Consider the following 20,098-nt stretch of genomic DNA (forward strand, 5'->3'; position numbering starts at 1 on the left):
TCTGGCCGTGCAGGCGCTGCGGGCGGGTGAGTGTGATCTGGCGTTGGCCGGTGGTGTGACGGTGATGTCGGGTCCGGAGATGTTTGTTGAGTTCTCGCGGCAGCGGGGGCTGGCGGTGGATGGTCGGTGCAAGGCGTTCTCGGACGGCGCGGATGGTACGGCGTGGTCGGAGGGTGTGGGTCTGCTGCTGGTGGAGCGGCTGTCGGACGCCCGGCGCAAGGGGCATCGGGTGCTGGCGGTGGTCGCGGGGTCGGCGGTGAACCAGGACGGTGCGAGCAATGGTCTGACGGCGCCGAATGGTCCGTCGCAGCAGCGGGTGATCCGGCAGGCGCTGGCCGGTGCCGGGCTGAAGCCGGCCGATGTGGACGTGGTGGAGGCGCATGGCACGGGGACGCCGCTGGGTGATCCGATCGAGGCGCAGGCGCTGCTGGCCACCTATGGCCAGGACCGTGAACGGCCGTTGTGGCTGGGGTCGTTGAAGTCGAACATCGGTCACACGCAGGCGGCTGCCGGTGTGGGTGGTGTGATCAAGATGGTGATGGCGATGCGGTACGGGGTGCTGCCGCGCACCTTGCATGTGGACGAGCCGTCGTCGCACGTGGACTGGGCGGCGGGGGAGGTCACCCTGCTGGCCGACAGTGTGGTGTGGCCGCGGTCGGAGGACCGTTTCCGTCGTGCGGGTGTGTCGTCCTTCGGTATCAGTGGCACCAACGCTCACGTCGTCCTCGAAGAGGCTCCCGAGGTGTCGGTGGAGGTGGTTGAGGCGTCGTCCGGGCCGGTGAGGGTGCCGGTGGTGGTGTCGGGTGCGAGTGCGGAGGCGTTGCGGGGTCAGGCGGAGCGGCTGGCGGCGTGGCTGTCGTCCGATTCGGGGCTGTCGCATCGTGATGTCGCGCTGTCGCTGGCGACGACGCGTTCCACGCTGGAGCATCGTGCCGTGCTGCTTGCGGCGGACCAGGAGGAACTGCTGCAAGGCTTGCGGGCGTTGGCGGACGACGACCAGGCGCCGGGGCTGGTACGGGGTGCGCAGACGCGTGCCGGGAAGACGGCGTTGCTCTTTGCGGGGCAGGGTTCTCAACGGCTCGGTATGGGCCGGGAGTTGTACGAGACGTACCCGGTCTTCGCGGCCGCCTTCGACGCCGTCGACGCGGAACTCCCGTTCAGCCTGCGGGACGTGGTGTTCGGTGAGGACGCGGACCTGCTGAACCAAACCGAGTTTGCCCAGCCCGCCCTGTTCGCCCTGGAAGTCGCCCTCTTCCGGCTGCTGGAGTCCTGGGGTGTGCGGCCCGACGTCCTCGCCGGACACTCCATCGGTGAGATAGCCGCCGCGCACGTGGCGGGCATGTGGTCGCTGGCCGACGCCTGCCGTCTGGTGGCGGCGCGGGGCCGGTTGATGCAGGCGCTTCCGTCCGGCGGTGCGATGGTCGCGCTGCAGGCCACCGAGGGCGAACTTCTGCCGCTCCTCACCGACGAGATGGGAATCGCCGCGGTCAACGGCCCGCAGTCGGTGGTGATCGCGGGTGCCGTGGACGCGGTGGAGGAGGTGGCCGCGCACTTCCGCACCGAGGGCCGCAAGACCACACCTCTGCGGGTCAGCCATGCCTTCCACTCCCCGCTGATGGAGCCGATGCTCGCGGACTTCCGCAAGGTCGCCGAGAGCCTGACGTACGAGCGTCCGAAGCTGTCGCTCGTCTCCACGGTGACCGGCAAGGCGGCCACCGCCGACGAGCTGATGTCGCCGGACTACTGGGTCGGGCACGTGCGTCAGCCGGTCCGTTACGCCGACGCCGTGCGCACCCTCGCCGAGCAGGGCATCGGCCGCTATCTCGAACTGGGCCCCGACGGCACCCTCACCGCCCTCGCCCAGACCTCCCTCGACGACGCAGACGAGGCACTGCTCGTACCGGCCCTGCGCAAGGACCGCCCCGAGACATCCACTTTCCTCGCCGCGGTCGCCGGGCTGTTCACCCACGGCGCCGATGTCGACTGGCGCGCTCTCTTCCCCGGAAGCGGGGCTCGCGCGGTGGAGCTGCCGACGTATGCCTTCCAGCGGAAGCGGTTCTGGCCGCAGGCCTCTCACCGGCCCGGTGACCTGGCCGCCGCCGGGCTCGGTGCGGCCGGACACCCGTTGCTCGGCGCCGCTGTGGAACTGGCGGGCGGGGGAGTGGTGTTGACCGGGCGCCTGTCGCTGCGTTCGCACCCGTGGCTGCGGGATCACACCGTTCTGGGCGCGGTGGTCTTCCCGGGCACGGGCTACGCCGAGCTGGCGCTGTGCGCCGGCGACCACGTGGACTGTGCCAGGGTCGAGGAGCTGACGATCGCGGTGCCGCTGGTGGTGCCGGAGCAGGGCATGGTCCGTTTGCAGGTCACCGTCGGTGTGGCGGACGACTCGGGACGCCGCACCGTCGAGGTGCACTCACGTCCGCAGGACGCCTCGGACGACACACCGTGGGTGTTGCATGCCGGCGGTCTGCTGGCCCCTGACACGACGACGGAGGCGACCGCCGACGCGGCGTTCGACCTCGCGGAGTGGCCCCCGAAGGGTGCCGAGCCCCGCCCCGTCGCCGACGTGTACGACCGGTTCGCGGCGGCCGGGCTGGCGTACGGCCCGGTGTTCCAGGGGCTACGCACGGTGTGGCGGCGCGGCGACGAGGTGTTCGCCGAGGTCGTGCTGCCGGAGGAGCATGAGGGGCTCGCGGGCCGGTTCGGAGTGCATCCGGCACTGCTCGACTCGGCCCTGCACGCGGTCCTCTTCGGCCCGCTCGGTGAAGCGGGTGCCGGGCGGCTGCCCTTCTCCTGGAACGGGCTGTCGCTGCATGCATCCGGGGCCCGGGCCCTGCGGGTGCGGGTGGCTCCGGCGGGACCCGATGCGGTGACCCTGCACTTGGCCGACCCGGCCGGTGACGCGGTCGCTGCCGTCGAGTCGTTGTCGCTGCGCGAGGTGCCGTCCGAACTGGCGACGGGTGCGGGCCTGACCGCCTCCTCCGGGACGTACCGGATCGACTGGACTCCACTGCCGACCGCGACCGCGACCACCTCCACCTCCACATCCACGTCCTCGGCTCCCGCCGACGATGCCTCGCTCGCCGACGGCCGTACGATCCTGCTGTCGGACCACCTGACCCCGGATGACGATCCGAACGCCGCGCTTCCCGCACTGCCCGTCCGTACCTGGTCCGAGCTGACCCGGGCCGTGCACGACGGCGACCCGGCCCCCGAGACCGTGCTGCTTCCCTGGAGCGGTGCGGCGGACGCCCCGTTCGAGGGCTCGGTCGCCGCGGCCCATGCCGTCACCGCCGCCGCACTGAGCTTCGTACAGGACTGGCTGGCGGCCGACGAGTTCACGGGCACACGGCTCGTGGTGGTGACGCGGGGCGCGGTGGCGGTGACGCCGGACGAGGGGGCGGATCCGGCGCTGGCCGCTCTGTGGGGCCTGATGCGCGCGGCCCGGACCGAGAATCCCGGCCGTTTCGCGCTGGCCGACCTGGACGGCACACCGGAGTCCTGGGACACCCTGGTCGCGCTGCTCGCCGACGCGGACACCCTCGCCGCCGAGACCGAACTGGCCGTCCGCGGTGGCACGCCGCTGGTCCCCCGGCTCGTTGCCGCGTCACTGCCGGCCCCGTCCGTGACGGACGCCCCCTCCGCCACTCGGCCGGTCCGGCTCGCGGACGGCACCGTCCTCGTCACCGGAGGCACCGGCGGCCTGGGCGCCCTGGTCGCGCGTCACCTGGTCACCGAACACGGCGTACGCCACCTGCTCCTGGCGGGGCGGCGCGGACCGGACGCCCCGGGCGCGGCGGAACTCACCGCCGAACTCACCGACCTGGGCGCCGATGTCACCGTCGCGGCCTGTGACGTAGCCGACCGACGGGCGCTCGAGACCCTGCTGGCGTCGATCCCGGCCGACCGTCCGCTGACCGGAGTGATCCACACCGCGGGTGTGGTCGACGACGGTGTGACGGCGTCGCTGACCGAGGAACGGCTGCGTGCGGTGCTGCGTCCCAAGGCGGACGCGACTGAACATCTCGACGCGCTCACCCGTGATCTGGACCTGGCCGCGTTCGTGCTGTTCTCGTCGGTCTCCGGCACCTTCGGCGGCGCCGGGCAGGCCAACTACGCGGCGGCCAACGCCTACTTGGACGCCATCGCCGTGTGCCGCCGCCACCTCGGACTGCCCGCCGTCTCCCTCGCCTGGGGCCCGTGGGCGCCCGGCGCGGGGATGACCGCCGAGCTGACCGAGGCGGATCTGCGCCGCATGGCACGCGGCGGCGTACGGCCGCTCGCCGTCGAACAGGGCCTCGCGGTCCTCGACGCCGCGCTGCGGGACACCGAGCTCTCCTTCCTCCTCCCGGTCGACCTGGACCTCGCGGCACTGCGCGAACTCCCCGAGGTTCCCGCGCTGTTGCGTGGCCTGGTCCGCGGCCCGGCCCGGCGTGCCGCGCACACCGGCGGGCACAGGGCGGACGGCGACGAGTTGCGGACCCGGCTGTCGGCCCTGCCCACCGCCGAACGCGAACCGTTCCTGCTGGACCTGGTGTCCGCTCTGGTGGCCCAGGTGCTCGGCCACGCCTCGGCCGCCGAGGTGGAACCGGGCCAGGCGTTCAAGACGCTCGGCTTCGACTCGCTGACCTCGGTGGAACTGCGGAACCGCGTCAACGCGGCGACCGGGCTGCGGCTGCCCGCCACGCTGGTCTTCGACCATCCGTCGCCCGCCGCGCTCGCCCGGCATCTGCTGACCGCGCTCGGCGGAGACGCCGCCGACCCGCAGGGTGTCGTGCTGCCCGCCGGGAAGGGCGTGGACGACGATCCGGTGGTCATCGTGGGCATGGCGTGCCGGTTCCCCGGCGGCGTCGAATCGCCGGACGATCTCTGGCGGCTGGTCAGCGAGGGCGGCGACGCGATCGGCGACTTCCCGACCGACCGCGGGTGGGACCTGGAGGCGCTGTACGACCCGGAGCCCGGTCGGCTCGGCAAGAGCTACGTCCGCCGGGGCGGATTCCTGTACGACGCGGCGTCCTTCGACGCCGGGCTGTTCGGCATCTCGCCGCGCGAGGCGCTGGCCATGGACCCGCAGCAGCGGTTGCTGCTGGAGGTGTCCTGGGAGGTCTTCGAACGCGCGGGCATCGACCCGACGGCGCTGCGCGGCAGCCGCACGGGGGTGTTCGCCGGTGTCATGGGCCAGTACTACAACTCCTGGCTGCGCGAGGGCGAGCACGACTCCGACGGCTACCTGCTGACCGGCAACACCAGCAGCGTCCACTCCGGCCGTATCGCCTACAGCTTCGGCCTCGAGGGCCCTGCGATGACGGTCGACACCGCGTGCTCGTCCTCCCTGGTCACCCTCCACCTGGCCACCCAGTCGCTGCGGTCCGGGGAGTGCGATCTGGCGCTCACCGGCGGCGTCATGGTGATGTCCACGCCCGACACCTTCGTCGACTTCAGCCAGCAGCGAGGCCTCGCCTCCGACGGCCGCTGCAAGTCCTTCGGGGCCGGAGCCGACGGCACGGCCTGGTCCGAGGGCATCGGCATGCTGGTGCTGGAGCGGCTGTCGGACGCCCGCCGCAACGGGCACCGGGTGCTGGCCGTGGTCGCGGGTTCGGCGGTCAACCAGGACGGTGCCAGCAATGGTCTGACGGCGCCGAACGGTCCGTCGCAGGAGCGGGTGATCCGGCAGGCGCTGGCCGGTGCCGGGCTGAAGCCGGCCGACGTGGACGCGGTGGAGGCGCATGGCACGGGGACGCCGCTGGGTGACCCGATCGAGGCGCAGGCGCTCCTCGCCACCTATGGCCAGGACCGTCAACAGCCCCTCTGGCTGGGCTCGTTGAAGTCGAACGTCGGCCACACGCAGGCGGCTGCCGGTGTCGGCGGTGTGATCAAGATGGTGATGGCGATGCGGCACGGGGTGCTGCCGCGCACCCTCCACGCCGACGAGCCCTCTCCCTTCGTCGACTGGACGGCGGGCGAGATCACCCTGCTGACGGAGAACGTGGAGTGGCCGCGGCCGCAGGACCGCCCCCGGCGGGCCGGCGTGTCGTCCTTCGGGATCAGCGGCACCAACGCCCACGTCATCATCGAACAGGCCCCTGACACGGTCACACCCGAACCGGGGGCGGCCGACGAGTTGCCCGTGACCCCGATCGCCCTGTCCGCCGCGTCCGAGGGCGCCCTGCGCGGCCAGGCCGAACGGTTGTGGGCCCGCGTCGACACCGATCGCGCACTGCGACTGAGCGACCTGGGGCTGTCGTCGGCGCTGCGGCCCTGGCTGGAGCATCGCGCGGTGGTCCTGGCCGCCGACCGCGACGAGCTGCTGCGCGGACTGCGGGCCGTGGCGCTGGGCGGGCACGACACCGGCGTCCTCGCCGGCACCCCCGGCGGCTCCGCCGGCCGACGCCTCGCGTTCCTGTTCGCCGGGCAGGGCTCGCAACGGCTCGGTATGGGCCGGGAGTTGTACGAGGCGTTCCCGGTCTTCGCCGAGACCTTGGACGGGGTGGACGCGGAGCTGCCGTTCGCGCTGCGGGAGGTCGTCTTCGGCGGGGACGCGAATCTGCTCAACCGGACGGAGTACGCGCAGCCCGCCCTCTTCGCCCTCGAGGTGGCGCTGTTCCGGCTGCTGGAGTCGTGGGGCGTGCGCCCGGACATGCTCGCCGGTCACTCGGTCGGGGAGATCGCCGCCGCGCATGTGGCGGGGGTGTGGTCGCTCGCGGACGCGTGCCGCCTGGTCGAGGCGCGGGGCCGGTTGATGCAGGCGCTGCCCGAGGGCGGCGCGATGGCCGCCGTGCAGGCCACCGAGGACGAGGTGGCGTCCCTGCTCGACGACCGGGTGGGCGTCGCGGCGGTCAACGGGCCGCAGGCGGTGGTCATTTCGGGTGCGGCCGAGGCCGTCGACGAAGTGGCCGACCACTTCCGTGCCCAGGACCGCAAGGTGACGGCCCTGCGGGTCAGCCATGCCTTCCACTCGCCGCTGATGGAGCCGATGCTCGCCGAGTTCCGCGAGGTGGCCGAGAGCCTCTCGTACGAGCAGCCGCGGATACCGATCGTGTCCACGCTGACCGGTGAGCTCGCGACGGCCGAGGAGCTGATGTCCCCGGCCCACTGGGTGGATCACGTGCGCCGGCCGGTCCGGTTCGCCGACGCCGTTCGACGCCTGGACGGACACAGCGTGTCCCGGTTCGTGGAGCTGGGACCGGACGGCACGCTGACCGCGCTCGCCCAGGGCGGCCTTGACGGCGACGTGCAGGAGCGGCTGCTGACCCCGACCCTGCGCAAGGACCGTGCCGAGCCGATGAGCCTGCTCTCGGCGGTCGCGTCGCTGCGTCTGCACGGCGGGCAGGTCGACTGGCCCGCCCTGTTCGCCCCGACGCGGGCGGCCGTGGTGGATCTGCCGACCTACGCCTTCGAACACGAGCGTTTCTGGCCCGAGGGAGCCAGGCCGGGCGGTCCGTCGGCAGCGGGCTTCGCCGACCGTGCGGACGCCGGATTCTGGACGGCCGTCGAGCAGGGCGACGCCGCTGTGCTGGCCGACTCGCTCGGCGTGGCCGAGGACGCCCTGGACGGACTGCTGCCGGCGCTGTCGTCGTGGTGGCGCGGGCAGCGGGAGCAGTCCCGGGTGGACGACTGGCTGTACGGCACGAGCTGGAAGCCGCTCGGCACGGTCGCCGCCGGGGCGCTGCCGGGCCGCTGGCTGGCGGTCCTGCCCGCCGGGCTGCGGGACGACGCGTGGAGCGGCGCCGTCCTGGACGGTCTCACGGCGAACGGTGCCGAGCCGGCGCGGGTCGTGTACGAGCCCGGCACCGACCGGGGCGCGCTGGGCGCGCTGCTGACCGCGGCAGCACGGCAGGAGCCGGTCGCCGGGGTCCTGTCCTTCCTGGCGCTGCCCGATCCGAACGGCGAGAACACCACGGAGGCGACCGGCGGTCAGGACGCCGGTGACGGCGTGCCGGCCGGCCCCGCCGCCACCGCCGTACTCGTGCAGGCACTCGGCGACACCGGCATCGCCGCCCCGCTGTGGGCGCTGACCAGGGGCGCGGTCTCGGTCAACCGGTCCGACCAGGCGCCCGATCCGGAGCAGGGCGCCGTGTGGGGCCTCGGCCGGGTCGCGGCACTGGAGCACCCGGACGGCTGGGGCGGTCTGGTCGACCTGCCCCAGGTCATGGACCGGCGCACGGCGGGCCGCCTGGCCGGTGTGCTCACGGGCCGCACGGGAGAGGACCAGGTGGCGATCCGGGCGACCGGTGTGTTCGGGCGGCGGCTCGGCCGGACGGCACCCGGCGCACTCGGTGCGGGCTGGCGCCCGTCGGGCACCGTACTGATCACGGGCGGTACGGGCGCGCTGGGTGCCCGGGTGGCCCGCTGGGCCGCCGCGCAGGGCGCCGGGCACCTCGTCCTGATCAGCAGGCGCGGGCTCGACGCGCCCGGCGCACCGCAGCTGCGCGACGACCTCGCCGCCACGGGCGTACGGGTGACCGTGGCCGCCTGCGACGCGGCGGACCGGGACGCGCTCGCCGCGCTGCTGTCCGAGCACCCGGTCGATGCCGTGGTGCACACGGCGGGTGTCCTGGATGACGGGCTCGTCGAGGCGCTCACCCCGGAACGCTTCACGGCCGTCCTGCGGGCCAAGGCCGTCGCCGCGCGCAACCTCGACGAGCTGACCCGGGACCGGGAGCTGTCGGCGTTCGTGCTGTTCTCGTCGTTCGCGGGCGCCATCGGTTCCCCGGGCCAGGGCAACTACGCAGCCGCCAACGCCTACTTGGACACCCTGGCCGAACGGCGCAGGGCGGCCGGGCTGGTGGCCACGTCCGTGGCGTGGGGGCCGTGGGCGGAAGACGGCATGGCCGCCGACGGCAGCGTCGAGGAGTATCTGCGCCGCCGGGGCCTGACGGGCCTCGACCCGGATCTGGCACTGGTGGCGATGGAGCGGCTGGCGGGCGGCGGCGATCCGGCCGCGGTCGTGGCGCGGGCCGACTGGACGCGGTTCGCTCCCGCGTTCACCGCCGGCCGCGCCACCACCCTGTTCGGGGAGATCCCGGAGGCGGAAGTCGCGCTGGCGGACGCCGTGTCCGGGGCGGACTCCGGTGCCCTGCGGCAGCGGCTGGCCGGGCTCGGCGCCGACGAACGGTCCGCGGCGCTGGTCGAGTTGGTGCGGGAGCAGGCGGCCCTGGTCCTGGGACATGCCAAGGCCGGAGCGGTGGACCCGGCCCGCGCCTTCCGGGAGGCGGGATTCGATTCGCTGACCGCTGTGGAACTGCGCAACCGGCTCGGCGCGGCCACCGGCCTCAAGCTGCCGGCGACCCTGGTGTTCGACTACCCCGCACCCGTGGACATCGCCCGGTATCTGGAGGCCGAACTCGCCGGCCCCGACGGCGACTCGGCCGGGGAAGCCGGTGTCGTCGCCGAGATCGACCGGCTCGCCGAGGCCCTCGCGGCTCAGGCCGGGGCCGGTGGCGAACCGCACCCGGAGATCACGGCGAAGCTGCGGGAACTGCTGGCGATGTGGACCGGCGCCGACGCCGCCGACGAGACGGACGACGCGGTCGCGGAACTGGATGTGGCGACGGACGAGGAGATGTTCGAGCTGCTCGACAAGGAACTCGGAACCTCCTGACCACCCGGCTCCGGCGACGGGGTCCACGCACGGCTTTGCGAGGAAGGCAAGGAAATGGGGCACGATGGCGAGCAATGAAGAGAAGCTGCGGGACTACCTGAAAAGGGCGACGGCCGACCTCCGGCAGACCCGCCAGCGCCTTCATGACGTCGAGGCGAGCCGTCAGGAGCCGGTCGCGATCGTCGGCCTCGGCTGCCGCTTCCCCGGCGGAGCCGACACTCCCGAGGAGTTCTGGCGGCTGCTCGCCGAGGGCCGTGACACCGTCGCCGACTTCCCCGCCGACCGGGGCTGGGACCTCGACGGCATCTTCGACGCGGCGGGCGGCACCGGTACGACGTACGCCCGCCAGGGAGCCTTCCTCTACGACGCCCCCCTGTTCGACTCGACGTTCTTCGACATCTCCCCCCGCGAGGCCATGACCATGGACCCCCAGCAGCGGCTGCTGCTGGAGACCTCGTGGGAGGCGCTGGAGCGGTCGGGCATCGAGCCGGGGTCCCTGCGCGGCAGCCGGACCGGCGTGTTCACGGGCACCAACGGCCAGGACTACCTCGCGCTGATGCTGGGCCGGCCCGAGGAGTCCGACGGGCACCTGACCACCGGCATCACCGCCTCCGTGCTGTCGGGCCGGGTGTCGTACGTGCTCGGCCTCGAAGGGCCCGCGGTGACCGTCGACACCGCGTGCTCGTCGTCGCTGGTCGCCCTGCATCTGGCGGTCCAGGCACTGCGCACCGGCGAATGCGACCTGGCCCTGGCCGGTGGCGTGACCGTGATGTCGACACCGGGCGCCTTCGTGGAGTTCTCGCGGCAGCGCGGCCTGGCCGCGGACGGCCGGTGCAAGGCGTTCGCCGAGGGCGCCGACGGCACCGGCTGGGGTGAGGGCGTCGGCGTGCTCGTGATGGAGCGGCTGTCCGACGCCCGCCGGGGCGGGCATCCGGTGCTCGCCGTGGTCCGCGGCACCGCCGTCAACCAGGACGGCGCCTCCAACGGCCTCACCGCCCCCAACGGCCCCTCCCAGCAGCGAGTGATCCGTTCCGCACTGGCGGGCAGCGGCCTCACACCCGCCGATGTCGACGCCGTCGAGGCGCACGGCACGGGTACGGCGCTGGGCGACCCGATCGAGGCACAGGCCCTCCTGGCCACCTACGGCCAGGACCGCGAACGGCCCCTGTGGCTGGGCTCCGTGAAGTCGAACATCGGGCACACCCAGGCTGCCGCGGGTGTCGCCGGTGTCATCAAGATGGTCCTGGCGATGCGGCACCGGACGCTGCCGCCCACCCTGCACGCCGAGGAACCCACGTCCCGGGTGGACTGGACGACCGGCGCCGTCCGGCTGCTCCACGAGACCACCGACTGGTCCCAGGACGGGGACCGACCGCGGCGTGCGGGTGTGTCCGCCTTCGGTGTCTCCGGCACCAACGCCCACGTCGTCCTCGAACAGGCCCCCGAGGAGCCGGCCGCCGACCCGGACACCCCCGCTCCCGTGCCGCCGGTCCTGCGCCTGCCGTCCGCGGCCGTGCCGTGGATGGTCACCGGCCGCACCCCTGTCGCCCTGCGCGAACAGGCCCGGCGGCTCGCCGACTTCGTACGCTCCCGCCCCGGGACGGATCCGGCGCGCACCGCCGCCGCGCTGCTCACCACCCGGTCCGTGTTCGAACAGCGGGCCGTGGTGCTCGGCACCGACCGGGACGAGCTGCTGCGCGGCCTGGACGCCCTGGCCGCCGGTCACGCACGGCCCGGCCTGGTCACCGGATCCGCCGCCAAGACCGGCCGGACCGCCTTCCTCTTCGCCGGCCAGGGCTCCCAACGCCTCGGCATGGGACGGGAGTTGTACGAGGCGTACGAAGTGTTCGCGGACGCCTTCGACGAGGTGTGCGCCCAGGTCGACACGACCCTCGAACGGCCGCTGCGGGACGTCGTGTTCGGCACGGACCCCGACCTGCTGAACCGTACCGAGTACGCGCAGCCCGCCCTGTTCGCCCTGGAAGTCGCCCTGTTCCGGCTCGCCGAGTCCTTCGGCGTACGCCCCGACGTGCTGCTCGGCCACTCCGTCGGCGAGCTGGCGGCAGCCCACGTGGCGGGGGTGTGGTCCCTGGCCGACGCCTGCCGGCTGGTCGCCGCTCGCGGGCGGCTGATGCAGGCGCTGCCCGAGGGCGGTGCCATGGTCTCCCTGCAACTCCCCGAGGCCGAGGTGCTGCCCCTGCTGGAGGGGCGCGCCGACCGGGCCGGGATCGCCGCCGTCAACGGACCGGGCGCCACCGTGATCGCCGGAGTCGCCGCCGATGTCGAGCAGATCGCGCAGCAGGTGAGGGCGCGGGGCCGGCGGGCCACCACGCTCCGCGTCAGCCACGCCTTCCACTCACCGCTGATGCAACCGATGCTGAGCGACTTCCGCCGCGTCGCCGAGTCGCTGGAGTACCACCCGCCGCGGCTGACCGTCGTCTCCGACCTCACCGGCCGTCCGGCGGACCCCGACGAACTGACCGACCCCGACTACTGGGTGCGGCACGTCCGCCACGCCGTCCGCTTCGCCGACGGCGTCCGCACCCTGACCGACCTCGGCGTCACGCGCTGTCTGGAACTCGGCCCCGACAGCACCCTGTCCGCCCTGGCGGCGCAGAGCCTGCCGTCCGAGGACGAGGTGCTCGCCGTCCCGGCCCAGCACAAGGACCAGCCCGGTACCCGGGCCTTCGAGACCGCCCTCGCCGCCCTGCACACGCGCGGCGCCGCCGTCGGCTGGGCCGGCCTCCTCACCGGAACCGGAACCGGAACCGGCACGGCCGGCGGCACCGCCACCGCGCCCGCACCTTCGGAGCCGCTGCCGACCTACGCCTTCCAGCGGCGCCGCGCCTGGCTGCCCGCCGCGTCGTCCGGCCCCGCCGGCATCCACGCCGCGGGCCTGGGCGCCGCCCGGCACCCGCTGCTCGGCGCCGCCGTCGAACTCGCCGACGCCGGCGGCATCCTGCTCACCGGCCGGCTCTCCGCCCGATCCCGGCCCTGGCTCGCCGACCGAGAGACGGCGGGCACCACGCTGCTGCCCGAGTCGGTCCTCGTCGAACTGGCCGTCCGGGCCGGCGACGAGGCCGGCTGCACGGTCCTGGAGTCGCTGACCGTGCGCGAGCCGCTGCCGCTGCCCCGCCGGGGAGCGGTGCGGATGCAGATCCTGGTCGGCGCCGCCGACGACACGGGACGGCGCACGGTGACCGTCCACTCCCGGCCGGACGACGCCGAGGGCGACCAGCCCTGGCGCTGCCACGCCGAGGGCACACTGGGCACGGCCGACGGGCCCGCCGGGGACGCACCGGCCACCGGAGTCTGGCCTCCCGAGCACGCCGAGCCGGTCGACGTGGACGGCCTCTACGAACTGCTGTCGCTGCACGGCCACTCCTACGGTCCCGCCTTCCGCGGTGTGCGCGCCCTGTGGCGTCGCGGCGGCGACCTCTTCGCCGACCTCGCCGTCCCGGACGAACTGCGCGACCAGGACCCCGGGGCCTTCGGCCTCCACCCGGCACTCCTTGACGCGGCCGTGCAGACCGCCCTGTCCGCCGTGCCCGAGCCGGGCGGGAGCCGGATCGTGCTGCCGCTCGGCTGGCAGGGGGTCACCGTGCACGCGACCGGAGCCGGTGCCGCACGACTGCAGGTCACCGGCGCGGGCACGGACCGTGTCCGGCTCAGTCTGACGGACACCGAAGGACGGCCCCTGGCCACCGTCGGCTCCGTCGCCCTGACCTCCGTTCCCGTCGCGGACCTCGCCACGGACGGGCCGGTCGACGGGCTGTACACGCTGGAGTGGACGCCGGCGTCCGGCCGGACCACCGATGCTGGCGCTGGCGGCCGCGAGGACGGCGGCTGGGTGGTCCTGGGACCGGACGGTACGGCTCTCGAGGCTCACCTGACCGCGCAGGGCCTGCCGGTCCACGCCCACCACGACCTCGCCGCCCTGCGCACGGCCCTGGACGACGGCGCCGCACTGCCCGCGACAGTGCTGCTGCCGGTCGGCTCCACCGACCGACCCGCCGACAGCGCGGGCCTCGCCGCCGCGGCCCAGGACGCCGCCGCGGCCGTCCTGACCACCCTGCAGGAGTGGCTGGCCGACGAGCGCCTCGACGCCGCCCGGCTGGCGGTCCTCACCCACCACGCCGTGGCGGCCGGTGCCGACGACCGCGTAACCGACCTCGCGCACGCCCCCGTCTGGGGACTCGTGCGCACGGCCCAGTCGGAGCACCCCGGCCGCTTCCTGCTCGTCGACCGTGACAGGGCCGACGCCCTTCCCCCGGCCGCCGTACGCGACGACGAGCCCCAGATCGCCGTACGCGGCGACGCGTTGCTGGCACCCCGGGTGGTCCGTGCGGCGCGCCCGGCCGAGGAGCCGGAGGAGACGGCAGCGGCGTTCGGGCCGGACGGCACGGTTCTGGTCACCGGCGGCACCGGCGGACTGGGCGCCCTGGCCGCCCGGCACCTGGTGACCGGGCACGGCGTACGACGGCTGCTGCTGGTCAGCCGTTCCGGGCCCGCCGCACCGGGGGCGGCCGCACTGCGGGAGGAACTGACCGCGCTCGGCGCCGAGGTGACGGTCACGGCGTGCGATGTCGCCGACCGCGCCGCCCTGGCCGCCCTCCTCGCCTCAGTCCCGGCCGAGCACCCGGTCACCGCGGTCGTGCACACCGCCGGTGTCCTCGACGACGGCCTGCTCACCTCCCTCACCCCGGAGCGCCTGACCACGGTCTTCGCCGCCAAGGTGTCCGCCGCGGCACACCTGCACGAGCTGACGAAGCATCAACTTCTGTCCGCCTTCGTGGTGTTCTCCTCCGCGGCGGGCCTGCTCGGCAATCCCGGACAGGCCAACTACGCGGCCGCCAACACGTTCCTCGACGCCCTCGCCCAGCACCGCCGCGCCGCCGGACTGCCGATGACCTCACTGGCGTGGGGACCCTGGGAGCGGTCCGCGGGGATGACGGCCACCCTGGACCGTACGCACACGGCCCGCACCGCCGCCCGGGGCGTCATCCCGCTCTCCGCGGAGCACGGACTGTCCCTGTTCGACAGCGGCACGGCCGCCGGTCGGGCGCTGCTGCTGGCGATGCGGCTCGACACGGGGGCCCTGCGGTCCCACGCGCAGAACGGTGAGCTGCCGTCGCTGCTGCGCGGACTGCTGCGGGTCACCGTCCGCCGGGACGCCGCCACCGCGGCCGGGCAGGGCGGCGGATTCGCCCGCCGGCTCGCCGCCCTGCCCCGCGCGCGTCGGCACCGGGCGGTGGCCGAGCTGGTCACCGGCCAGGTCGCCGCCCTGCTCGGCTACGACCGCGCCGACCTGGTGGGCTCGGACAAGCCGTTCAAGGAACTGGGCTTCGACTCCCTCGCCGCCGTCAACCTGCGCAACCGGCTCGGCCAGGAGACCGGACTGCGCCTGCCCGCCACCCTCGTCTACGATCACCCGACCTCCGGCGCCCTGACCCGTCACCTGGTCACGGCACTGGGACTGGACGCCGAACACAACGACAGCGACGGCGCCCTGGCACGCCCCGCTGCCGCCGTACCCGACGACGACCCGGTGGTGATCGTCGGCATGGGCTGCCGTTACCCCGGCGGAGTGGATTCCGCGGAAGCGCTGTGGCGGCTGGTCGCCACGGGCGCCGAGGGGCTGGGCCCCTTCCCCGCCGACCGTGGCTGGGACCTGGACGCGCTGTACGACCCGGACTCCGACCGCCCCGGCACCACCTACGTCCGCGAGGCGGGATTCCTGTACGACTCCGGCGAGTTCGACGCCGAACTCTTCGGTATCTCGCCCCGAGAGGCGCTGGCCATGGACCCGCAGCAGCGGCTGCTGCTGGAGACGGCCTGGGAGGTGTTCGAGCGGGCGGGGATCGCGCCGGTCTCCCTCAAGGGCAGCCGCACGGGTGTGTTCGCGGGCGTGACCTACCACGACTACGCGTCCGGCATGCAGATGGGCACCGCCGGAAACGTGGCCGCGGGACGGGTGTCGTACGCGTTCGGGCTCGAGGGCCCCTCGGTGGCGGTGGACACCGCCTGTTCGTCCTCGCTGGTCGCCCTGCACCTGGCGGCGCAGGCGCTGCGCGCCGGGGAGTGCGACCTGGCGCTGGCCGGCGGGGTGGCGGTCATGTCGCAGCCGGACCCCTATGTGGCGTTCAGCCGCGAGCGCACCCTCGCCGCCGACGGCCGGTGCAAGCCGTTCTCGGCCGACGCCGACGGCACCAACTGGGCCGAGGGCGTGGGCCTGCTGCTCCTGGAACGCCTCTCCGACGCCCGGCGGCGCGGCCACACCGTGCTCGCCCGGATCGCGGGCAGCGGCATCAACCAGGACGGCGCCTCCAATGGGCTGACCGCCCCCAGCGGGCCGGCCCAGCAGCGACTGATCCGCCAGGTGCTGGCCTCCGCCGGACTCACCGCGGCCGACGTGGACGCCGTGGAGGCACACGGCACGGGCACCCCGCTCGGCGACCCGATCGAGGCCCAGGCGCTCCTCGCCACCTACGGGCAGAACCGTGAACGGCCGCTGTGGCTGGGCTCGATGAAGGCCAACATCGGTCACACCCAGGCGGCCTCCGGGGCCGGCGGTGTGATCAAAATGATCATGGCGATGCGGCACGGCCTGCTGCCCCGCACCCCGCACACGGACCGGCCCACCCCGCACGTCGACTGGTCCGCGGGCGCGGTGGAACTGCTGCACGAGGACGTGGCCTGGCCGCGCGGCGACCGCCCGCGCCGGGCCGGCGTGTCCTCCTTCGGTATCAGCGGCACCAACGCGCACGTGATCATCGAAGAGCCGCCACGGGACGGAGAAGACGCAGGCGGCGGCACCGACACCTCTGTCGATGCGTCGGCCGGTCGCATCCCGCTGCCGCTGTCCGCGCGCAGCGCGGTGGCGCTGCGCGGACAGGCGGCCCGGCTGCACGCCTTCCTGGCGGACGAGCCGACGGCCCGGCTGCACGACGTGGCCCTGTCGCTGGCCACCACCCGGTCCGCGCTGGAACACCGCGCCGTGCTCACCGTCACCGACCACGACACGGCCCTGCGCGCCCTGAAGGCGCTGGCGGACGGCACCGAGCCCGACGCCTCCGTCATCAGCGCGGCCGCCGGGACCGGCTCGGACCGGCCACCCGTCGTGCTCACCTTCCTGTCGCCCGACGCCCGATGGACGGCGAGCGCAGCCGCCGCTCTGGCGGACTCCGCCCCGGTGTTCGCCGACACGCTCACGGCTTGCGGCCGGGCCCTGTCCCCCCTGGTCGACTGGGCCCCCGCCGACGTCCTGGCCGGCCGCACCGCATCCGACTGGCAGCGGCGGCCCGAGATCGCCCGGCCGCTCGGCTGGGCGGTGGCCGTCGCCCTGACCGCGCTGCTGCGCTCGTACGGCATCGAGCCCGCGGCGGTGACCGGTGACGGGTACGGCGAGATCGCGGCCGCCTGCGCCGCCGGGCTGCTCTCCTCGGAGGCCGGCGCCCGGCTGGCTGTCCATCACAGCCGTACGACAAAGGAGAGCGCGCTGGCGGTCCGGTTCGCGCCCGCCGAGGTGCCGTTCCGCTCAGCCTCGACCGGCGGATGGCTGGACGCGGGAGAGGAGACCGACGCCGGACAGTGGGCCGCGGACCTGGCTCAGGGCGGATCCGGCCGGTTCGAGGAGGCGCTGCGGGCTCTGCTCGACAGTGGGCACCGCACGATGGTCGTCCTTGGCGGGGAGCCGGATGCCGGTCACCCCGGGACGGACCAGGAGGCGGACCTGCTGCCGCTGTCCGGCCCGGACGGCCTCGACCTGACGGCTCTGCTCGCCCACCTGCACGTCCGGGGCGTCGAGATCGACTGGGCGGCCGTGTTCGCGCCCACCGGAGCCCGCCGGATGCCGTTGCCCACGTATGCCTTCCGTCGCCGCCACTACTGGATGCCCGCCGCTCCAAGCCGGCACACGCCGCCCGCCGGATCGGCGCAACGGGCGGCGGACGGGCAACCGCTGCTGGACTCGGTCGTCGAACTGCCCGAGACAGGCGGGCTGTTGCTGACCGGACACCTGTCCAGCGCCACCCACCCGTGGGCTGCCAGGCAGACGGTGTCCGGCACGGTCACGGTGCCCGGGTCGCTCCTGCTCGAACTGGCCGTCCAGGCCGGAGACCGGGCCGGCTGCGACCGGATCGCCGAACTGACCACGGACGAACCACTGGTCCTGCCCGAGGACAACGAACTACGGCTGCGGGTGACCGTCGGCGAGACCAGCGGGTCGGGGGAGCGGATGCTGCGGGTGTACTCCCAGCCGGCAGGCGCCCTGCCCGGCACCCCCTGGATCCGCCATGCCCGCGCGGTGCTGTGCTCCGGCGGCGATCCGGCCTCCTTCGACCTGGAACTCTGGCCGCCCGCCGAAGCGGAACCGGTCGACCTCGCCGGCCTGCCCACCTCGGAGACGGACGGTCTGCTGGGCCTGTGGCGGCACGGCGACGACGTGTTCGCCGAGGTCGCGCTGACCGCCGTACAGCGGTCGGACGGCGTCGGCTACGCCCTGCACCCGGCCCTGCTCGACACCGCCCTGCGCACCCTCGCCCTCACACAGGACCAGACCGACCCGCAGAACATGCCGCTGCCCGACTCCTGGCACCAGGTGGCGCTGTACGCCGAGGGCGCCTCGACCCTGCGAGTACGGCTGACCCGGACCGGCACCGACACCGAAACCGGCATCGAAACCGTCGCCGTGGAGGCGGCCGACGACACCGGCCTGCCCGTCGTATCGATCGGTGAGGTCCGGCTCCGCCCCGCCGACCCCGCACGGCTCACCGGTGCCCGCACCGCGCAGCACGGCCCGCTGTTCCGGCTGCACTGGCCCGAGACGGCATACGAGAACCCCAAGGACAAACCCCGCTGGGCGCTCGTCGGCACCGACCCGCTGGGCGCCCGGTCGGCCCTGATGAAGGCGGGCGTCTACACCGAGGCGTACGCCACCTTGGGCGCCCTCGCGAAGGCGGTGGACTCCGGCGTGGCCGCGCCCGACGCGGTGCTGGTCGGCTGTGCGCCCGAGCCGGCGGACACTGCCGTGGCCCAAGCGGTCGGCCACGCCTCCGAACTGGCCGGCGCATGGCTGTCCGGGGAGCGGTTCGCCGACGCGCGGCTGGTGTTCCTCACCCGAGGTTCGCTCACCGCCGTCGACGGCGCGGGGGCACCGGACCCGGCGGCGGCGGCCGTATGGGGCCTGATCCGCTCCGTACAGCTGGTCGACCCCGGCCGGCTGGTCCTGGCCGACCTGGACGGGACCCGCGCCTCCTGGCGTGCCCTGCCGGCCGCGCTGGCCACGCCCGAGCCGCAACTGGCCCTCGTCCGGGGCGCCGTGCACGTGCCGAGGCTCGCCCCCGTGCAGGCTCCGGCAGGCAGCGTGGGCCTGCCGACGGATCCGTCGGGCACCGTCCTCGTCACCGGCGCGACCCGGCCGGTCGGCGCTGCGGTGGTGCGGCACCTGGTTGCCCGGCGAGGTGCGTGCCGCCTGCTGCTCGCGGCCCCGGAGGGCGGCGAAGGGGCCGCCCGGCTGGCGGCGGAACTGACCGCGCTGGGCGCCGAGGTGACCGTTGCGGACTGTGACCCGGCCGACCGGGAGGCGCTGGCCGCGCTGGTGGAGTCGGTGCCTGCCGGACACCCGCTGACCGCCGTCGTACACACGACAGAGCTTCCCGAGCACGGGGAAGCAGCGGAGAAGCTCCTGGAGCAGGAGCTGCGATCGGCCCTGAACCTCGCCGAACTGACGGAGCATCAAATGTCTGCCATGGCAGCTCCCTTGGTTTTTCTCTCGTCCGCCGCAGGCACGCTGGGGGCCGCCGGACGGGGCATCGAGGCCGCGCTGGGAGCCTTCCTCGACGCTCTCGCCCTGCGTCGCCGTTCCGCGGGGCTGCCGGGGATGTCGATGGCGTGGGGACCGTGGGACATCGGGAACAGCGAGGCGAGCGGCGTGCTCGAGGGTGGCGTGGCGAGCGGCGCGCTTGCGGGCGTGGCACGGCTGCCCCGGGCCGTAGGCCTCGACCTCTTCGACCTAGCCTGCGCCCTCGACGCCCCCACCGCCGTCCTGTTCCGCCCGGACGCCGCCGCCCTCGCCGACGGATCCGGCCACGGGAACCTGCCGGCGCCGCTGCGCGGCCTGGCCGGAGCACCGGCCCGGCGCCGGGTGGGGCAGCGGGGGAGCGCGGGAACCCTCAGCATGCTCCGGCGCCGCCTCGCCCCTCTGGCCGACGCCGAACGCGACGCCGTCCTCATGGACCTCGTCCGTACGGACGTCGCCGCGGTGCTCGACTACCCGTCCCCCGAGGCCGTCGACGCCACCCGCGCCTTCCGGGACATCGGCCTGAACTCGCTCACCGCCTTCGCCCTGCGCAACCGGCTTCGCGAGACCACCGGACTGCGACTGCCCGCAGCCCTGCTGTTCGAAGTCGACACCCCCGGACGGCTGGCGGCGCACCTCAAGGACGAACTCCTGCGCCCGTGACACCGGCCACCACCGCACCGCACCTCACCCAAGCA

Annotated in this window: 2 protein-coding genes; both read left to right on the top strand. The window is 74.3% G+C overall.

The genetic code is table 11. The features are described from left to right. On the top strand, window positions 1-9,601 hold a 9,601-nt coding region (locus IE277_RS40380), incomplete at its 5' end, for a type I polyketide synthase (protein ID WP_229882348.1). A 64-nt stretch (window positions 9,602-9,665) separates the two neighbouring features. After that, the gene (locus tag IE277_RS40395; RefSeq protein WP_189958719.1) at window positions 9,666-20,063 is read left to right on the top strand and encodes a type I polyketide synthase; all 10,398 of its coding nucleotides are present in this window, start codon (window positions 9,666-9,668) and stop codon (window positions 20,061-20,063) included. Window positions 20,064-20,098: the final 35 nt, after the last annotated feature.

The sequence above is a fragment of the Streptomyces alanosinicus genome, assembly GCF_014650595.1.
GTDB classification, from domain to species: Bacteria; Actinomycetota; Actinomycetes; order Streptomycetales; family Streptomycetaceae; genus Streptomyces; species Streptomyces alanosinicus.

Bases quoted from the DNA above. Each gene is read 5' to 3' on its own strand.
- IE277_RS40395 (WP_189958719.1), top strand. From the start codon at position 9,666: ATGGCGAGCAATGAAGAGAAGCTGCGGGACTACCTGAAAAGGGCGACG.